General features: G+C 57.0%; 17 protein-coding genes. All 17 read right to left on the reverse strand.

Annotated elements, in window-relative coordinates; translation table 11 throughout:
* Positions 1-791: hypothetical protein (locus VL688_11705; GenBank protein ID HTL48713.1), on the reverse strand; the 791-nt coding region annotated here is incomplete at its 3' end.
* A gap of 3 nt (positions 792-794) precedes the next feature.
* Positions 795-1,502: a class I SAM-dependent methyltransferase gene (locus VL688_11710; protein HTL48714.1), complete on the reverse strand. Its 708-nt coding sequence runs from the start codon at positions 1,500-1,502 to the stop codon at positions 795-797.
* On the reverse strand, positions 1,472-2,419 hold the full coding sequence (locus VL688_11715) for a sulfotransferase (GenBank protein ID HTL48715.1): 948 nt from the start codon (positions 2,417-2,419) through the stop codon (positions 1,472-1,474). Before VL688_11715 ends, VL688_11710 begins: the two co-directional genes overlap by 31 nt.
* Positions 2,419-3,633 (reverse strand): glycosyltransferase family 4 protein, encoded by a 1,215-nt coding sequence (locus VL688_11720; GenBank protein HTL48716.1) that lies wholly within the window; start codon positions 3,631-3,633, stop codon positions 2,419-2,421. The genes VL688_11715 and VL688_11720 overlap by 1 nt, the downstream gene beginning before the upstream one ends.
* Positions 3,630-4,907 carry a glycosyltransferase family 4 protein gene (locus tag VL688_11725; protein ID HTL48717.1) on the reverse strand — a complete coding sequence of 426 codons (1,278 nt, stop codon included), beginning with the start codon at positions 4,905-4,907 and terminating at the stop codon, positions 3,630-3,632. Before VL688_11725 ends, VL688_11720 begins: the two co-directional genes overlap by 4 nt.
* A gap of 49 nt (positions 4,908-4,956) precedes the next feature.
* On the reverse strand, positions 4,957-6,492 hold the full coding sequence (locus VL688_11730; protein ID HTL48718.1) for a lipopolysaccharide biosynthesis protein: 1,536 nt from the start codon (positions 6,490-6,492) through the stop codon (positions 4,957-4,959).
* 99 nt (positions 6,493-6,591) lie between these two features.
* Positions 6,592-6,738, reverse strand: coding sequence for a hypothetical protein (locus tag VL688_11735; GenBank protein HTL48719.1), 147 nt, complete (start codon positions 6,736-6,738; stop codon positions 6,592-6,594).
* Between the two features lie 3 nt (positions 6,739-6,741).
* Positions 6,742-7,371 (reverse strand): metal-dependent hydrolase, encoded by a 630-nt coding sequence (locus VL688_11740; GenBank protein ID HTL48720.1) that lies wholly within the window; start codon positions 7,369-7,371, stop codon positions 6,742-6,744.
* Between the two features lie 2 nt (positions 7,372-7,373).
* The gene (locus tag VL688_11745) at positions 7,374-8,252 is read right to left on the reverse strand and encodes a hypothetical protein (GenBank protein ID HTL48721.1); all 879 of its coding nucleotides are present in this window, start codon (positions 8,250-8,252) and stop codon (positions 7,374-7,376) included.
* Between the two features lie 30 nt (positions 8,253-8,282).
* A complete protein-coding gene (locus VL688_11750; protein ID HTL48722.1) occupies positions 8,283-9,596 on the reverse strand; it encodes a nucleotide sugar dehydrogenase in 1,314 nt (437 codons plus the stop codon).
* A 172-nt stretch (positions 9,597-9,768) separates the two neighbouring features.
* The gene (gene glmS, locus VL688_11755; GenBank protein ID HTL48723.1) at positions 9,769-11,607 is read right to left on the reverse strand and encodes a glutamine--fructose-6-phosphate transaminase (isomerizing); all 1,839 of its coding nucleotides are present in this window, start codon (positions 11,605-11,607) and stop codon (positions 9,769-9,771) included.
* A 43-nt stretch (positions 11,608-11,650) separates the two neighbouring features.
* The gene (locus VL688_11760) at positions 11,651-12,646 is read right to left on the reverse strand and encodes an SDR family oxidoreductase (GenBank protein ID HTL48724.1); all 996 of its coding nucleotides are present in this window, start codon (positions 12,644-12,646) and stop codon (positions 11,651-11,653) included.
* Positions 12,647-12,739: 93 nt separating this feature from the next.
* Entirely contained in the window at positions 12,740-13,780 is a 1,041-nt protein-coding gene (locus tag VL688_11765) for a CpsD/CapB family tyrosine-protein kinase (GenBank protein HTL48725.1), read from the reverse strand.
* Positions 13,767-14,612, reverse strand: a complete 846-nt coding sequence (locus tag VL688_11770; protein ID HTL48726.1) for an AAA family ATPase — start codon at positions 14,610-14,612, stop codon at positions 13,767-13,769. Before VL688_11770 ends, VL688_11765 begins: the two co-directional genes overlap by 14 nt.
* Entirely contained in the window at positions 14,599-15,813 is a 1,215-nt protein-coding gene (locus VL688_11775) for a GNVR domain-containing protein (protein ID HTL48727.1), read from the reverse strand. Before VL688_11775 ends, VL688_11770 begins: the two co-directional genes overlap by 14 nt.
* Before the next feature lie 179 nt (positions 15,814-15,992).
* Positions 15,993-17,015, reverse strand: a complete 1,023-nt coding sequence (locus VL688_11780) for a polysaccharide biosynthesis/export family protein (GenBank protein ID HTL48728.1) — start codon at positions 17,013-17,015, stop codon at positions 15,993-15,995.
* A 28-nt stretch (positions 17,016-17,043) separates the two neighbouring features.
* The gene (locus tag VL688_11785) at positions 17,044-17,238 is read right to left on the reverse strand and encodes a MerR family transcriptional regulator (GenBank protein ID HTL48729.1); all 195 of its coding nucleotides are present in this window, start codon (positions 17,236-17,238) and stop codon (positions 17,044-17,046) included.
* Between the last annotated feature and the right edge of the window lie 286 nt (positions 17,239-17,524).

Consider the following 17,524-nt stretch of genomic DNA (forward strand, 5'->3'; position numbering starts at 1 on the left):
TTATTGAGCTCGCGGCACTCCCGCAGCGCTTCGGGATAACTGCGGCATTCCTTCAATTTTGTTTTCCATTCTTCCCCGGCAACGACCGGCAGCTTGTGTTTGAACCCGTAAAACTTCGACGAAAAAGGATCGACGACCATCACCTTCCGGTTCAGCAGGGTCGCCCAATAAGCGCCGTGATAGCTGTTGGTCAGGACCGTTTCGCCCGAAGCCAGAAAAGCGATGACTTCGTTGAAGTCGCGGGCGTAATTGGTAATCCGCGGGCCGGGAATCGACGGATGAATCGGAAATTCCGCATGCTCGTAAATCACGTAATCGTGCTTGATCGCGTACTCTCGAGAAAAGGCAGGATGCATGCAGCTCGGGCAAGGGACCCAGTCATAGCCCGGCACGACGTCCCGGATGCCCGCCAGCGTGAATTTCTTCAAATAATCCGGCATCCCTTGGAGAGCGGACTCGCCGTGGTTATTGTGCCCTGCGCCCCACAGCACGACGGCGCGCGCGCCGGAGGAGGCGATCTGCTTCATGATCCGGTCATACATCAAAATGCCGCCGCCGCCCAGAATCACGACGTGATCGCGGATATCCTTATAAATATTGTCCCGCCTCGCCGTGTGGTACGGAAGGATGTCCATCTCCTCCGCGTCCTGCAAAAAATCAAAGTACAGCTTGGGCGAACATTGCCTGTCTCCCAGGTTTTCCTGGTGCATGCGGTAAACGTTGATGAGCTTCGGACGAACTCCCAAAATGTTTCTGCGCACGAACCGGTAAGCTGTCGATATGGCGGTCATGGGTCAAGTCTCCCTACAATGAGAATAAATGACGAATTGCGTCGCAAACAATCCCGGCCACTGCCGCGTCACCTTTTCCCGCATTTCCCATTCGCAGAAGTCTAGGGGCTTGCGGATCAGCTTGGGCAGATTCCACTGATGCGTGTAACGCATCTCTTTCACGGCCAGTCCCGCGGACTCCATCAATTCCCGCGCGGTCTTGCGCGTAAAGAAATGCAGGTGCGTCCGGTCCAGGATGCCGTAGTCCTGATATTCAAATTTGCCGAAGAGCAGTCCGAACCTCACGCCGAAATTGGCGACATTCGGGATGGACGCGATGATTTCCGCGCCCGGTTTCAAATAAGGCAGCACAAGCTCGATTGTACGCTTCGGATCCCTCAGATGCTCAAGCACGTCCAGAAAAAGGACGGCGTCAAAAAAACCTTCCTTATAAGGAAGCGTCCGAGCTGACTCGAGATCCACGACGCGCGCGTCAGTCATCTTGCCCGCGGCAAGCGACGCTTCCCGGCTGGAAAGCGTGATCCCATAACAGGCGTTTCCGCGCTCCTGCAGATACGAAGAAACGTAGCCCGAACCGCAGCCAACGTCGAGCACGGTCTTGCCGCGCAAATGGCCGTAGAGACGCTCGAAATCACGCGTCCGGCCCTCGTAAACTTTGTTTTCGCATGTCACCGAAAGCATCATGTCAGCGGCGCGCGTGAAGCCTGCCACTCCTCCCATCCGGTCTCGATCCCGAGTTCGCCAAGCCGGCCCACGTCAGCCGAGAAATAGCGCACCAGGTCTTCCCGCAGCGCGGGATCCAGCGCGGGCAAACCGCCGGAATCCTGCCGGCTCGGTTTCGTATTCCAGATTTCCAGCCAGAACCTGGCCGACATGCGCCAGGACAACGGCAGCTTGCGGTAGGCCAGCCTTATCTTCCACGGCAAAAAGGATATCTTGTCCACATCGTTCGGCAGCCAGGAAAGCCTGCGCTCTTTGCCTCCGACATGGTAACGCTTCCCCAGATTAGGCGGCGTAAACTCCGGATCGACTCCGATAAAAGCAAAGATCTGTTTCACGATGCGTCCGGGATCCGAGGCCAGGGCCTCAGCCGTCGTTACAAAGAGAGTGTCACGGTCAAACTTTTCCCCGTAGATTTCCAGGATACGCCCGTATTCTCCCCACGCAAGATAACTGTTTGTTTCCGTCGGACGTTCAAGGGCCTCGCCGCGGCGGCTCATTTGCTCCCGCACCGCTTCTGCGAACGAACGCTTTTCCCAGCCCCTCCTTACCGACATTTTGTAATGCGAATAGGCGCGCTCAACCGGATGCCGCAGCGCGGCGATCAGCTTGACGCCGGGCGCGTGGACGAAAATCCGGCGGGCGATCTCTTCCACCGGCGCCGCAAATCCGCCGGCCATGTAACTGGGCGAAACATCTCCCCACTTTTTTGAAGGCGCCGCATTCCGGTAATGCTCGGAAAATAAAAACTCGCCGCCTTTGCGGTAATTTTCGTCGTCGCTGAAGAAATTCGTCTCTTTGACAAGCGGCAGATAAATTCCGGGATGCGCCGCCAAATATTTGTACAACGCGGTGGTCCCCGCCTTCTGCGCGCCGATGACGATAAAATCCAGGGCTTTCTTTTCCATCAGAAACTGCCAGTTTTGGCAGCCGGGGGGAACGGATAAGCCTCAACGGCGGTTCCCAAACTGTCCGGAACCGCGGACATTCCCTGCCCGCTTCCGCTCAGCAGCCGCTGCATGATCCGCAGGATCTTTCCGGCTTGATTGAACGACGTAAATTCCGTTTTCGCGCGGCTGCGTGCCGCAGCTGAGACACGGTGGTATCGGGCCTCGTCTTTCAAAAGCGCCGCGATGGACTTTGCCATCGCCTGAGGAGAAAAACTATCCACTGCCGCGTTTGTATCTCCGGCAAGGTCCGGCGCCCCCCCGCCATCTTTAAAACAAAAAACAGGATTGCCGAGACTCATGTTTTCCGAAACCACACGCGAGCAGGCATCCTCCCAAGAGGTCAGCGCAAAAACGTGAAAACGCGCGTAATGTTCCAGCGGGTTTTCTACCGGCGGAAGAATGTCCACGGACTCATAAAGACCGAGCTTCCCCGCGATTTCCCGGAATCCCGTCCCATGTTCGTCGCGCGCCGCGCCTACCCACGAAAATCGCACATTTCCCTTACCTAGAATATCCAACAGCTCCCGGGCCATTTGAAGCCACAGCACGCCGCCCTTCCACCAGCGCGGATGTCCGGCGCCCCCGATAACCCACGGCCGTTTGGACAAATCTTTTTTGACGGTATATTTTTCGAATTCCTCTCCGCGAGGCATATAAGAGAGCACGACGTCGATTTTGTCCGCGCTGATGCTGTGCTCGCGCACGAGCATGTCGCGCACCGCCGTCGAGGCCGCAATATAATGCGTTGGATAGCGGGCCAAAACGTCCTGATCGCATTTCGTGTTCCGCAGGACCGCGCTGAGCTCCCGCACATGAAGGATCACCCGCGCTTTCGGCAAATCCAGACGCTCCACAATCCTGAGCGCCGCGGTTGTATTGACGTAAATAATTTCCGGCTTCCAGGAAAACAGCCATGCGTTCAGCTGCGCCTGTTCCCAGGCCCGAATCAGTTTCCTTGTCAGGCGCCTCTTCAGCGAATCGCCTTTGGGAAGCGCGAGCAAGAGTTTCACCGGGCCGAGATTTTCATAACGCCGCCGCAAAGGTCCGCCGGCCAGCGAAAGCACGCGCAGGTCCACGTCCCCGGCCAGGTCTTCGAAAATCTCAGCGGCCGAACGCGGTGCCCCGCTCAGGGAAAAATCATGCGCCAAAAGTAAAACACGGACTCTTTTCATACGCTCTGCGGATGCGCGCCTGCCTTGCCGGCCGCCTGGCTTAGGGCCTTCTCGACGCCGTCAACAGCCTTTTCCATGGCCCAGTTCGCAACCGCATACGCGCGGGCATTGGCTTCCATGGTACGGCGCTCAGCCGTATCGCGCTTCATCCTCAAAATAGCTTCCGCAATCTCATCCGGATCGCGGTCCACCAGCAATCCTACATTTCCATCCGCGACTGTTTCACGGACTCCGCCTTCGCGGATGCCGATGACGGCGGTGCCGCAGGCCATGGATTCCAGCGGCACGAGGCCGAACGGTTCCATGTAAGGCAGGTAGACTGTGGCCTGGGCCCTGCGATAATGATCGATCAGACTGTCGTCGCTCCGGAGATCCGCGAATTCGAGCCTGACGTTTTCTTTCTCCGCCAGACCGGACAAAAAATCGGTTTCGGGCTTGCAGTACCGGCTGTAAAAACCGCCGAGCACAAGCGCCGGCCTCTGGGCCTGCGGGATCCGGGCGAGGCCGCGAATAATCCATTCGTAGCCTTTTTTGAATTCGATTCTTCCGGGACAAAAAACGAAATCTTCCTTCGGGACCGGCGATGGCGTGAATTTTTCCTCGTCGACGCCGAGATAAACCACTTCGGCAAACAAGCCGTAGGTCCGGTAAAGCGACTCGCGGGAAAAGTACGAATTCGCGAGCACGAGTCCCGCGGCGGCCGCGCTTGCGCGGTCTCCGCGTTCCAGCATGCGCCCGCCGAGAGCGCGGCAGGCCGCGGCCAGCCTGGCAGCGACCCCGCTTTCCTTCTTGGCCGGCGCTCTTGTGAGATCTTTCTCGTACACGGAACGCAGGCCTTCATGGCAGCAATAAACCGACGGCGTCTTCAAAAAGCGAAGCAGCGCCGGAGCCTGAGTTGTTTTGCAGGGATGGACGTAGACCACGTCGTAGCCTCGCCCATCGATGTCCGCCGCGATTTTTTTGGCGATCCGCTCGAGCCCCCGGACGTAACGCAGGAAGCAAATAAAATTCACAATCACTTCGGCGCTGTAAACCGGCCACGAAACCGACTTCAGAGCCTCCGCGTCATACGGATAATCCGCGTCGCAAAGGACACCCAGGTCCATGGGGTCCGCGCCCGGCTCCCTCAGCGAATAAAGATCAATGCGATGGCCCCGCGCTTTCAAAATCCGGAGCGTGTCGCCGAGATAGCGCTTGGCGCCGCCTGCGATGAGATTATGGAAAACCGCGATCTTGAGCGGCCTCACCTCGCGTCCGGCATTATTTCTGTGCATTCTCATTCCCTGTACGACTGGATTGCCCCACGGGCGGAAAATCCTGCGATTAAGGCTCCGGCAGAACGGCAGGCATGACGGGCGTTTTTTTCTGCGGCGCGGCTGACTTTTCGAAAAACCGCGGCAGAAGCATGCCGAGCATGTCTTTCACGAGCGCCCTGTCCATGAGCCACAGACTGGCGAAATAAACGGGCCCGCCGACGACGGCAAAATAAAGCAGCGGCATCACGTGGTGGAAGTCGAAGAAAATCAGCTGCGGATAACGGAAAAGAGCCCATTTGACCGCGTACACCGAAGCCACCATGATCAGCGTGGCCGGAAAGGCCGGATACATCCTGCGGATAAATTCTTTGAAGGTGAACTTGACCAGCCGGCGCACGAGAAAATACTGGACCGGCACCATGATGCACGCGTTGCAGAACGGGACAGCCGCGACGCCGTAAATGCCCCAGAAATGGGACAGGATGATCAAAAACGTAATGCGAATGAAAAAACGCAGAAGCTGAAGGCGGTAGCTCCAATTGATCTTGCCGGAGGCCATGTAGACGGCTTCGGTGCCGCTGACAATGGGACCGATGAGCTGGCCGAAGGCGATGATCTGGATGAGGGACCCTACGATTTCGTACTTGGGCCCGTACATCGCGAGGGTGAATTCTTTCGCGACCGCCATGATGCCGAGCGTGAAAGGGATGTCCAGGATGGAGATGTAACGCGCCGTATTCAGGAAGCCGCGCTTGACCTGTTCCGGATCGCGCTGCGCCGCCGCAAAGGCCGGAAACAGCACGCGGCCGACGTGGGCCAGGAGGTTCTGCTGCGTGAACGCCGTAATGTTCTGCGCCAGGACGAAAAAGCCGAGCATCGTGGCGCCGAGCATGCGGCTGATCAGGATCTGGTCCATGTTGTAAGTGATGAAACCGAGGATGCCCATGCCCGTCATGAATTTACCGAAATGGAAAAGCTCTTTCGCGATCTTCCACTTGAAGACAAAGCGGATACGGTAGGGCTCGAAAAACCAGGTGGCCGAAGCGGTAAAGACCATCTTGATCAGGTATGCCGCGACAAGGCTCCATACGTTTTTCCACATCGCGGCAAAAATGACGGCGCACACCGCGTTGAGGATGCAGGCCGCCAGCTCGATGATGGACAAAACATTGAAGCGCATCTTCTTCGTGAGCAGCGCGTTGGGAAGGCGCCCGAGATTGTTGATGAGGAAAATGGCGCCCAGCGCGCGCAGGATCGTGAGGACTTCCTGGTTTTTAAGCAGGCCGGCCAGGAGCGGCGCGGCCAATTCGAAAATCAGGAAGATGACGAACGCGGTCCCCTGCAGCATGAAAAAGGCCGTGTGTTTGGCATCTTCGAACGTTTCGTCCACCGGGCGCTGGATGAGCGCGCCGTCCACGCCGAAGGACTTCATGAAGCTGAAGCCGTCGATCGCGATGAAGGCCATGGCAAAAAGGCCGAACACCGACGGCTCGAGCATGCGGGCCAGGATGGCAAAAGAGATGACCCGGATGACGCGCTGGAAGATCTGGTTAATCGCCAGCCACTTCACCCCTGAAACCGCTTGTTTTTTCAACGATGTCATGATGAATGTGTTCCTTTGAATGACGTCCGCTCGGGACGGTCATGGATTAGGCCGGTCCTATGAGAAATCCTGGGGTGATTCCACCGGCCTGAGGCTTCCTTAAAGAAGGTAAGCCCAGTAAACAACCGCGAGCGCGCCCGCAAGAACAAGGCACACCGCGTAAAAACGGTCGAGCGCACGGGATTTGCGGCGTTCACGCGAACCCGGCCATTCCATCACAGATAATTTGTCTAAGGATTTGGGCATAGATCAGCCGGCAAGGACGCTCGTCGCAAAAAACACGGCAGCGATGGCCAAGCGGCAAAAAGCAAGCGTTTCCCTTTCCCGCCTTTGCGCCGGCGGCGAAAAAAGGGCCGCGAGCGACCAGAAAAAGAAAACAAGCGTGAGTTCAAAACAAAGCGTGTGGATCATGCCGGGCTCGGCCAGGGCCGCGAAGAAACTCGCAAACCCGTTGGCACGCTCCAGCGGATGGTCATGGATGTTGATCGAAAAATCCGTCAAAGGCCCGTAATGCAGGGTCTTCGAGAAAGGCCAGAACAGCATCAGGCCCTTGGGCGCGCGGCCGAAGAGGTCCAGCACAAGATGCGAAACGTAAGCGCCGAAGCTCGCGGGAAAATAATCCCGGAAGCGCTCGGAGCGGAACTTCGAAAAGAACCAGGCGCAGGCGGTGCCGCAGACGAGCGCCGCAAAAAAGCTGTGGGTCGCGCCGCGGTGGAACGCAGCGGCTTTGCCGGCCAGGATGCCGGGAAGGAAATCGAAATCCGGCATGTTGGCCAGGAGAACGCAGGCGGCGGCGAACAGAAAATCCACGGCCTGCTGTTTCTTCGAGGCCCGGTAAAATCCGTACCCGGCGGCGGAATGGAGGACCGGAAGCGACATTGCTAGACTTTCCCCCATTCGGTCCGGACGCGGCGCTTGCGTTCGGGATGGTCGTCGGCACGATCGCCGGCGCGGCGGCGCACTTCGTCGTCCATGAGGATCTCGTCACGCGTGGGCGTGCCGATCATGCGGAGCGCCCAGTCCGCGACTTCACTTTCGGGAGTCGGGATCGTGACCGGGGTAAGGTCTTTCTCAAAACGCTGCCACTGGCCGCTCAAAAAACGTTCGTGGAAAAGAAAACCGAGGAATAGGAGCGAGGCGCCGAGCATTTTCACGACGGCCGATCCCATGAGAACGAGGGGCCAAAGCTGATGCTCGCGCGCCGCGTAGGCATCGCCTATCGTCAGAGCCTGGGCCACCGAAGCCGCGGCATAAAGCACCGCGCCCAAAGCCAGGCATCCGGCGCTCTTCGCGGATTCGCGCAGCGCGTCACGAAGGCGGTAACCGAGGACCACGAACGGAAGGATCAGCGCGATGGCCGTCACCCAGGGAGCGGTCTCGAGTTCGAAGCGGCTGAAATACATCCAGCCCGTAAAATCTTTCATGGACGCGGCCTCCTGGCAGGAAAGCAGCGCGAAAAACGCGCAGAAAATCCGCCAGGTGGTTTTGTGAGACGCTTTCGCGGAAAAATTGGCGAGGCTGCCGCAGACCAGCGCGGCGAACGCCAAAACCACGGCACAAAACCAGCCGAAAACAGAGTTCTTCAGGATGATGCCCTGCAGCAGCCCTTGCGAGGACTGGCCTCCGGAAGCGGCATACGTCAGAAAATATCCGGACGCGATGAGTCCCGCGAGGGTGAAAAGAAGCGTGGCCACCCCTTGGATCTCGAAATAATCGGCGAACGGCTTCGGCATTGAAATTTTTTCTTTTTTGACTTGCATCACTCCTCCTGTGGGCCCAGGCCTCGAGACCTAGAGCCGGACCACTTTCTCGGAATTCGCGCCCTTGAAGAAATTGCGGGTATCGAGAATCACCGGAAATTTTTCGACGAGCTGCTTGCGGTCGAACAGATCGTGGTCGGTGACCAGGATGGCCAGGTCCGCTTTGACGGGCTGGGAATCCAGGTTGACGGATTTGTACGCCGTTCCCGCCGTGATCAGTTCGGGCACATACGGATCCGTGTAGCTGACTTTCGCGCCTTCGTGTTCCAGCATCTCAATGATGTGGAACGCCGGAGATTCGCGGAAGTCGGAAACGTTTTTCTTGTACGTCACGCCGAGCACATGGACGCTCGTGCCGCGCAAGGGCTTGCTTGAGCGGTTCAGGATCGTCTGGGCCTTGCGGACCACAAACTCCGGCATGTTGGAATTCACGGCATCGGCGAGGTCGATGAAGCGCGGGCTGAAACCGGTGCTGCGCGCCTTCCAGGCCAGGTAATGCGGGTCGATCGGAATGCAGTGTCCGCCGAGGCCGGGGCCCGGGAAGAACGGCATGAAACCGAACGGCTTCGTGGCCGCGGCTTCGATGATCTCCCAGATATTGACGCCGAGCTTTTCGGACATCTGGCACATTTCGTTGACGAGACCGATATTGACGCTGCGGAACGTGTTTTCGAGCAGCTTCACCATTTCGGCGGACTGCGTCGAGCTGACGACGTGCACTTTTTCGATGGCCAGCGCGTAAAACTGCCGCGCGAGTTCGGTGCACTGGGGCGTGACGCCTCCGACGACCTTCGGGATGTTACGCGTATGATACGTCGCGTTTCCCGGATCGACGCGTTCGGGCGAAAAGGCCAGGAAGAAATCCTTCCCGACTTTCAGGCCGGTGTCTTCGAGCATGGGAAGAATGACTTCTTCGGTCGTGCCCGGATACGTGGTGCTTTCCAGGATGACAAGCATGCCGGGATGGACGTATTTGGCGATCTGTTCGGCCGCCGCGACGATATAGGACATGTCCGGATCCTTGGACTTGCGAAGCGGAGTCGGCACGCAGATGTTGACCGTGTCCAGCTCGGAAATCACGCTGAAATCCGTTGTCGCGCTGAGCTTCTTGGCCGACGTCAGGTCTTTCAAGGTGTTCTGCGGCACGTCCTGGATGTAGGACTTGCCTTCGTTGACCGACGCCACTTTGCGGGTGTCGACATCGATGCCCGTGACGCGAATGCCGGCGTGGGCAAATTCCACCGCGAGCGGAAGGCCGACATAGCCGAGGCCGATGATGCCCGCGCGAATGGTTTTCGTCTGGATTTTCTGCTCTAACGTCTGGTTCAAGGCTGTTTTCTCCATGGGTATCTTCCTTCGCTTGAAATAAATTTTGATAATCCGATTGCGCTTGTCAGCACTATACCCCTTTGCCCGACAAATGTTAGCGGGGATTTGCCCACAAAATGGTCAGGCAAAAATTGACACGCGAAAGGATTCATCGTACGACCGTCAACGGTTTCCCCTACCTGCGCCATTATTCGACCGTTACACTTTTGGCCAAGTTACGCGGCTGATCGACATCGGTTCCGCGCAGCACGGCCACATAATAAGCCAGGTACTGGAGCGGCAGCGCCACCAGCAAAGGCGACAAGATTTCGCTGCACGCGGGAATCTCGATGACGTCGTCTGAAATCTGAGCAAGCTTGGTATCGCCGGGATTCGCGATGGCGATGACGCGGCCCTTCCGGGCCTTGACTTCCTGGATGTTGGAAAACATTTTTTCGTACACCGGCGAATGCGGCGCGATGCACACGACCGGCATGTCCTGGTCGATGAGGGCGATGGGCCCATGCTTCATTTCGCCCGCCGGATGGCCGGTAGCATGGATGTAAGCGATTTCCTTGATCTTCAACGCGCCTTCGTGCGCGTTCGGATAATTGATGCCCCGGCCCAGGAACAGAAAATCACGGGCGCGGAAATATTTCTCGGCAATCTTACGGATTTTTTCCTTGCCTGCGATGATCGCGCTCATCTTGGCCGGGATGCCCTGGAAGTCATGGACCAGCTCTTCATACACGTGGCTGGAAAGCGTTTCGCGGATCTGGCCCCAATAAAGGCTGAGCGCGACGAGCACGCCGAGCTGCGCCGTGTAAGCCTTGGTCGACGCCACGCCGATTTCCGGCCCGGCCTGCGTGTAAATCACGCCGTCGGATTCGCGGGCGATGGTGCTGCCGAGCACGTTGCAGATCGAAATCGTCTTGTAGCCCATATCCCTGCCCTTGCGCAAGCCCATGAGCGTGTCCACGGTTTCTCCGGACTGCGTGATGGAAAGGACGAGCGTGTTCTTCAAAGGAACGAGCGTGCGGTAGCGCAGCTCCGACGAAACATCCACTTCGGTCGGGATGCCGGCCAGTTTTTCAAAAAGGAATTTGGCGGTGAGCGCCGCGTGCCAGGACGTGCCGCAGGCCTGGATGATGACGCGTTCGGTCTTGCGCAGGGTTTCTTCGTCGAAGCGGAGCACGTCGAAAACGCGTTTCTCGGCGATTTTGCCGACGCGCTTGCGGACGAGCGCATCGAGGACCTTGGGCTGTTCCTCGATTTCCTTCAGCATGAAATGTTCGAAGCCTTCCTTGCTGACGTCTTTCGCATCCCATTCGATCTTCGTCACCAGGTTGGGGACGTCCTCGCCGTTCACGTTCGTCACCCGGACGTTGTCGCGCGAAATAACGGCCATCTGGTAATCCTCGAGGAAAATGACGTTGCGCGTGTAATCCAGGAGCGCGGGAGCATCCGAGGCCACGAGATTACGGCCTTCGCCCACGCCCACGACGAGCGGGCTTCCGTTGCGGGCCGCGATGAACTTGTCCGGTTCGCGCGTGCTCATGACGCAGAAGGCGTAGCAGCCTTCGATCTGCTTCAGCGCGCGCCGCACCGATTCCTCGAGCGGCATTTTTTCCTTGAGATGGTAGTTTTCCACGAGGTGGCAAAGCACTTCCGTGTCCGTGTCGGACTGGAAGACGTGGCCTTGGGCGATGAGAAGGTCTTTGAGCGCGGCATGGTTTTCGACGATGCCGTTGTGGACGACCGCGATGGAACCCGTGCAATCCGAATGCGGATGCGCGTTGGCCTGCGAAGGCTCGCCGTGCGTGGCCCAGCGCGTGTGGCCGATGCCCATGCGTCCCTCAACGGGATTGGCCAGGACCACTTCGCTCAGGTTGCGGAGCTTGCCCGCCTGCTTGTGGATGGAGATTTTATCTTCTTCGAGCGTCGCGATGCCCGCCGAGTCGTAGCCCCGGTATTCAAGGCGCGACAGCCCTTTCAATAAAACGTTGCCGACTTTTCCGTCACCAATATAACCAACGATGCCGCACATGGATGAAAGCCCCTCTTGAGATCGTATTTTCGGCCGCAGTCCGTTAAACTAAAACGGTACGCCGCCGGGACTTGCCGGAACTTTTCTTCTTCGACTTCTTCTGGTCCAGGAGGCCGGAGTCGAGGAACCAAGCGACCGTCTTTTCGAGGCCTTCCTTGAAACGCGTCTGGACCTTAAAATTCAGGATCTTTTTCGCCTTCGAGATATCCGCGAAGGTGCGCCTGACGTCGCCGGCGCGCTTGGGCTTCATCACGGGCTTGATGTGTTCCTTGCCAAGAATACGCTGCAGTTCCGTGTACATGTCGAGGATCGAATATTCTTCGTGGCAGGCGATGTTGATGACTTCCCCGCTGGCCTTGGGCGTCTTCATGGCCAGGATGTTGCCCACAACGACGTTGTCGACGTACGAAAAGTCGCGCGACTGCTTGCCGTCCCAGTGCATTTCCGGGGCCTTATCATTGAGAAGCGCCTGGATGAAAATCGGAATGACCGCCGAATACTTGGATTCGGGATTCTGGCGCGGGCCGAACACGTTGAAATAGCGCAGTGCGACGGTTTCGAGGCCGTAAAGCTTGGTGAAAATCTTGCAGTAGTATTCGCCCATGATCTTGGAAGCGGCATACGGCGAGCAGGGTCCGGGAAGGTCGGTTTCCTTTAATACGGGCTGCTTGGTTTCGCCGTAAACGGACGAAGAAGACGAGAAGACAAGGCGCTTTACGCCGGCATCGCGGGCCGCAACAAGAAGGTTCAGCGTGCCGCCGACGTTGATGTGATCGGTTTCGATCGGATTATCCACGGAACGCAGCACGGCGCGCGCCGCGGCGAAGTGGAAAACACCATCAATGCCTTTCACGGCCTTTTTCACCGCCGCCATGTTGCGGAGGTCGCCCTTCACAAGCTCGGCTTCCGGATTGATGTTATGCTTATAGCCGGTGGACAGATTGTCGAGGATGCGTACGCTGTTCCCCTGTTTCACAAGTTCGTCCACGAGATTGGATCCAATAAAGCCGGCGCCGCCGGTCACAAGATATTTAGACATCTAAAAATCCCTTCCTTATGCTTTTATTTTAAGTGGATAAAAAGAAGCAAGGAACCTTTCGGCACTTTTCCTCCAGGTTTCCTTGCTCGGATTTTACCCCTTTATTTCCGCTGTTTCTGTAAGGTCTTCCCCTGTTCCGACGGGCAAAATCGCTTTTTTCCCGCTTTTCAGGACATGCTTCTGCCACCAGGCATTGAATTTGTTCTCGGTGTTTTCAAAATTGATCCCAGCCACTTTCATGTGATGGCGGGCTTTTTTCTTGAAGCTGGTGTTGTCCAGCTCATGCCCGTAACCGAGATAATAGTTATTATAGTAGCGGTAGTCCGCCGACTGATACTGGACGTTGGTCAGCACGTAACCGAGCATCCGGGCACCCGCCTGCTTGAACAGCAGGTTGGACTGCGCGATCATGCTCTTGGGCGTGCGTCCGATCTGAATGATGAAGAGGACGCCGTCCACGTCGCGGGCCATGATGCCCGGATCCGCAACCGACATGATCGGAGGCGAATCGATGATGATGTAGTCGAAATACAGCCGGAGCTCCGCGATGAGAAGACGGAACTTCTGCGAGTTCACGAGCGTCGAGGGGTTCTTATGCAGATGGCCCCGCGGCATGATGCAGAGGTTCGGGATCGAATTCTTCACGAATACTTCTTTGGGATTCAACTCCTCCGTCAGAAGGTCCGAGAGTCCTTTTCTCGTCCCGCCGAAACCCATGTATTCATGGATCTTGCCTTTTCTGAGGTCCGCGTCGATAAGCGCAACGCGAACGTCCTGGTCTTCCGCCAAAGAAAGGGCCAGGTTAGTCGACGTGATGCTCTTGCCTTCGCCCTGCAGCGAGCTGGACACAAGGATGACCTGGGCGCCGCTCTTCTGGAGCTGGCTCTTCAGGCTGGTGCGCATCATGCGGTACTGTTCCGTCACGAGCGAGTTGGGGAAATTGTACGTGACGATACGGATGTCGGGCTTGCAGTTCTTCTCGTGTTTAATGCCCGCATCCCAGGCAACCTTCTTTTCTTCGGTTCCTTCCGCGGCCACGCGGAACGACGCCGGCTTGGAAGCCTTCGGAGCCTTCGGGGCCGGGCTGTCGCTGTCATGCTGGATCTTGTTCAGGGCATCGCTAAACTTGCTCATAAATTTTTTCTCCTTGGAAGCGCAGATCGGTGATCGATTCCTCAATGATCTCTCCGGTAATCACCTTCGAGTCTTTGACAAATCCCGTCAGAAGAGAATGGTCGCAAAGCACGTTGACCATGCGCGGAATTCCCTTCGTGTATTCGAAAATCGCCCGATAAGCGTCCTCCTCGTAATAAGATTCCGCAGTGCGGCCGTTGGCGGTAACGGCGGCAAGGCGGTGCACAATGTAATTCTTGGTTTCGTCGTAGCTGAGCGGCGTGATGTGGTAATGCACGGCCACGCGCTGGCGAAGCTGCTCGAGGGAGGCCATTTCGAGCTTTTTACGGAGCTCCGGCTGGCCGAGCAGCACAATTTGAATCAGTTTTTCCTTTTCCGTTTCCAGGTTCGAGAGCATGCGCACTTCTTCGAGGCACGCGGGGCTCAGGTTCTGGGCCTCGTCAATAATGAGAACGACGTTGTACCCTTCCATGATCTGCTGGATGAGGTACTGGTTGAGCTGGATGAGCAGCTTGTCCTTGGAACCGTCTTTATAAGGAACGCCCAGGTCTTCCAGAATCATGGTGAGGACACCCTTCGGGCTAAGCGCCGTGTTCGTCACGACCGCGCTCTTGAACTTGCTGTCCAGGCGCTTGAGAAGCGTGCGGGCGACCGTCGTCTTCCCCGAACCGATGGGGCCGGTGATCACGACAAAGCCCTTGCGCTGCTTGATCGCGTAAATCAGCGCGTCCAGCGCGGCGCGGTGCTGCTCCGACGGGTAGAAAAACGACGAGTCGGGCGTAATGGAAAACGGGTTCTCTTTGAGCCCGAAAAAGTGCTTATACAGCGGCATCGGCTTTGAGCCTTTCTCCCAGCAGGAGCTCTTCGGGATTAATTGTCGCGATCGTGCCGAAAATCGGGAGCTCGAGAAGCTCCCGCGCTTCGTCCACGGTGCGGATCGAGTTGTTGCTCATCTCGATCAGGAAAATAAGAGCGATGCCGGCGCCCAGGCCGATGAAAATGCCCGCGATGGAAATGATGACGCGGTTGGGCTTGAACGGCTTCAGCGGAAGGCGCGCGGGCTCAAGCATGCTGAACTTAAGGCCCTTTTCGGACTCTTCGAGCGTCTGCGAAAGCTTGGCGGTCTCCAGCTTCTGGAGGAATTGCTGGTAAATGTTGTTGTTGACGTTGTAGTCGCGGCGCAGGCGGGCCAGCTCCTGTTCCTGGAGCGGAACGCTGGAAACCAGGCGCGCGTAATTTTCGTCACCGACGTCAAAGCCGGCATCTTTTGCCGCGCGGAACTGCTTGTCGCGCTGCTCCTCGAGCTGGCGGATGAGTTCCTGCGTCTGGATGACGCGCGGATGCTTCGGCGTGTTGTCGACCATGAGGTTGTTGAGGTCCATCTTGAGCTGCACGAGCTGCTCGTTGAGCCGGGTGGCGACAGGAAGTGTCGCGCTGTAGAGCTCGCTGAACTGGCGCAGCTTGGTCTCGGAAGACTCGAGCTTCGTGCGGTACTGGTCGAGCTGGTCGGTAATAAACTGAATGGCGCTGTTGGCCTGGAGGTTCGTGGAGGTCAACGTGCCTTCGACGATGATCGTGGCCAGCGCTTCGACGATGTTCTGCGCCTGCTTGGCGTCGGTCGCATCGGCCGCCACAACGATGATGCCGTCGCCGCGCATCTTGATGTCAATATTGTTGCGGAGGTTGCGGATCAGGGTTTCATATTCAAGCGGCGACTTGACCTTCTTGTCGAGCTGCAGCTTTTCCGCCAGGAGCGTCAGGCGCGGCCAAGACAGCAGCTGTTCGCGCAGGGCGCGGAGACGCGCATGCTCGGAAGGCGTGATGGCCAGACCCGAAATCAGCGGGTTCAGGATCTGCTCGTTCTGGATCATCAGGACCGTTTCGGACCGGTAAACCTTCGGCAGCGAAAAGGAGAAGGAGACCGAACCGACCACGCAAGCCAGCACCGTGATGGCCAGCAGCAGCTTGTGCCGCAGCACCATATAATAGTATTCTCTCAATCGGAACGACTGTCCCATACTCGTAATGTTCATTGTTTCCCATTCTCCTTTAGGATGACGTACCGCCGGTCCGGGCGGTTAACCTTCGATCATGTCCCAAACATTAAAAACCATACGAAATACCAGCCGGCCTCCCGCTACGATCAACGGCCAGAACAAAAAGGTGCGGTAAAGCGCCGGGCCGGGATAAAAATGTTTGCGCCAGGGTTTCATTAATTATTCTTCCCCCCGGAGATGAACCCGCCGTCTTTGCTGCCGAAGCCGAGTTCATAAACGGCCGCGGCCTGGAAGAGCGGGCCCACGAGCCTCGAGAAACCGTTGACGAACCGGTCGAAGTAGCGCTGATGCACGACGAGCGTGTCGCCCGGCTGGAGCAGGAAGTCTTCCGCCGAGTCGCCTTTTTCGATCAGTTTCTTCAAATCAACTTTTTTCTTCGCGGCCTTGTCATTGTCGCGGAATTCCGAAGGACGGATGACATAAACGCGCTTGAGCGAGCCGTCCATGCGGGGAAGGCCCGCGGCCACGATGGCTTCTTTCACCGTAATCTTATTGCCCTTCATGGCGAACTTGCCGGGCCGGTTAACGAAGCCGAACACGTAGATGTTCTTGCTGCGGTATTCCGAGATCATGACGGCCACGTCGGGATAACGCACATATTCTTTCAGGCGCTCGGTGATGTCAGCCTTCAGCTCTTCTTTCGTCTTGCCTTCGGCCTTGACGTCGCCGACGAAGTTGTACTGGATGTTGCCGTTCGGGTCCACGATGTAGCGGCCCGAGAAATCAGGCTGGTTGCGGACGATGATCGTGACCACGTCGTCCACGCCCAGGGTGTAATCGGAGCCTTCGCCGATGATTTCGACGTAGGGCGAGTACTTAGAATACGGGGAGACTTCATTGGCCGCGTAGGGATCGTTCGCACCCTGCTGCGGCTGCTGCGCGTAGGCCGGCATCATCTGGCCCTGCTGATAAGCCGTGGGCGGAGCGGACATGGGAGACCCCATGGGGCCGTAAGGAGAGCTCATGAAGCTCGCATACGGGCTGAATTGCGTCTGGTAGTTGGTGCTGTATCCCACGGAAGCCACGGGATAATCCCCCACTACAGCGCTGGTGCCATTCATATCGGTGCCGCTGTCATTGCCGCGGTACGCGAGCGGCTCGGCCGAAACATAGGGCACGGCCAGAATCATCACCAGCACGCTGGCGGCCCCTTTTATTAGTGCAGTCTTTAATTTCATGGAATCCATCCTCACTTTGTCCGGGAATTTAAATCTCATAAACGGAGTTCACAAGCCTTTCCAGCGCGTCCAGGTCTTCTTGCATGTAAACACGCCAGCCTTTCCAATCACGCTTGGGCTTTTTGACCTTGCCGGCCTTTTCCCACCGCATGATGGTCTTCGTGGTAACGCCGATCTTTTCCGCGACTTCTGTTATGGTGTAGCGGCCATTATCTTTCAACACAATTCCTCCCTGAATGACTCAAGACTATTAACTCAGTGCAATTCCTGACATTTCCAACTATGTCCTGGAGTGTCCAACTATGTACATGAATTATGCCAATCAGCAAAACCCTGAAAATATAATCACGGGTGTCTACGGATGTTTATTGTTGCTAGCGATCGCTCGTTTACCGTTGGGCCATTTCATCATCCGCAGACGGGCGGGATGTCTAAAAAATTAAACATCGTGGAAATAACTTAACGTATCTTATTGATACCAAATGAGTTATTTCATCAATGTCAAAGAC

It is taken from the genome of Verrucomicrobiia bacterium, assembly GCA_035495615.1.
Lineage (GTDB): Bacteria > Omnitrophota > Omnitrophia > Omnitrophales > Aquincolibacteriaceae > DATJFP01.

What these genes read in the sequence shown, in the direction of transcription:
- VL688_11740 (HTL48720.1), bottom strand. Translation starts at nt 7,371, where the DNA reads ATGTCGCTTCCGGTCCTCCATTCCGCCGCCGGGTACGGATTTTACCGG.
- VL688_11770 (HTL48726.1), bottom strand. Translation starts at nt 14,612, where the DNA reads ATGCCGCTGTATAAGCACTTTTTCGGGCTCAAAGAGAACCCGTTTTCC.
- VL688_11750 (HTL48722.1), bottom strand. Translation starts at nt 9,596, where the DNA reads ATGGAGAAAACAGCCTTGAACCAGACGTTAGAGCAGAAAATCCAGACG.
- VL688_11715 (HTL48715.1), bottom strand. Translation starts at nt 2,419, where the DNA reads ATGGAAAAGAAAGCCCTGGATTTTATCGTCATCGGCGCGCAGAAGGCG.
- VL688_11720 (HTL48716.1), bottom strand. Translation starts at nt 3,633, where the DNA reads ATGAAAAGAGTCCGTGTTTTACTTTTGGCGCATGATTTTTCCCTGAGC.
- VL688_11760 (HTL48724.1), bottom strand. Translation starts at nt 12,646, where the DNA reads ATGTCTAAATATCTTGTGACCGGCGGCGCCGGCTTTATTGGATCCAAT.
- VL688_11735 (HTL48719.1), bottom strand. Translation starts at nt 6,738, where the DNA reads ATGCCCAAATCCTTAGACAAATTATCTGTGATGGAATGGCCGGGTTCG.
- VL688_11730 (HTL48718.1), bottom strand. Translation starts at nt 6,492, where the DNA reads ATGACATCGTTGAAAAAACAAGCGGTTTCAGGGGTGAAGTGGCTGGCG.
- VL688_11775 (HTL48727.1), bottom strand. Translation starts at nt 15,813, where the DNA reads ATGAACATTACGAGTATGGGACAGTCGTTCCGATTGAGAGAATACTAT.
- VL688_11745 (HTL48721.1), bottom strand. Translation starts at nt 8,252, where the DNA reads ATGCAAGTCAAAAAAGAAAAAATTTCAATGCCGAAGCCGTTCGCCGAT.
- VL688_11725 (HTL48717.1), bottom strand. Translation starts at nt 4,907, where the DNA reads ATGCACAGAAATAATGCCGGACGCGAGGTGAGGCCGCTCAAGATCGCG.
- VL688_11780 (HTL48728.1), bottom strand. Translation starts at nt 17,015, where the DNA reads ATGAAATTAAAGACTGCACTAATAAAAGGGGCCGCCAGCGTGCTGGTG.
- VL688_11765 (HTL48725.1), bottom strand. Translation starts at nt 13,780, where the DNA reads ATGAGCAAGTTTAGCGATGCCCTGAACAAGATCCAGCATGACAGCGAC.
- glmS (HTL48723.1), bottom strand. Translation starts at nt 11,607, where the DNA reads ATGTGCGGCATCGTTGGTTATATTGGTGACGGAAAAGTCGGCAACGTT.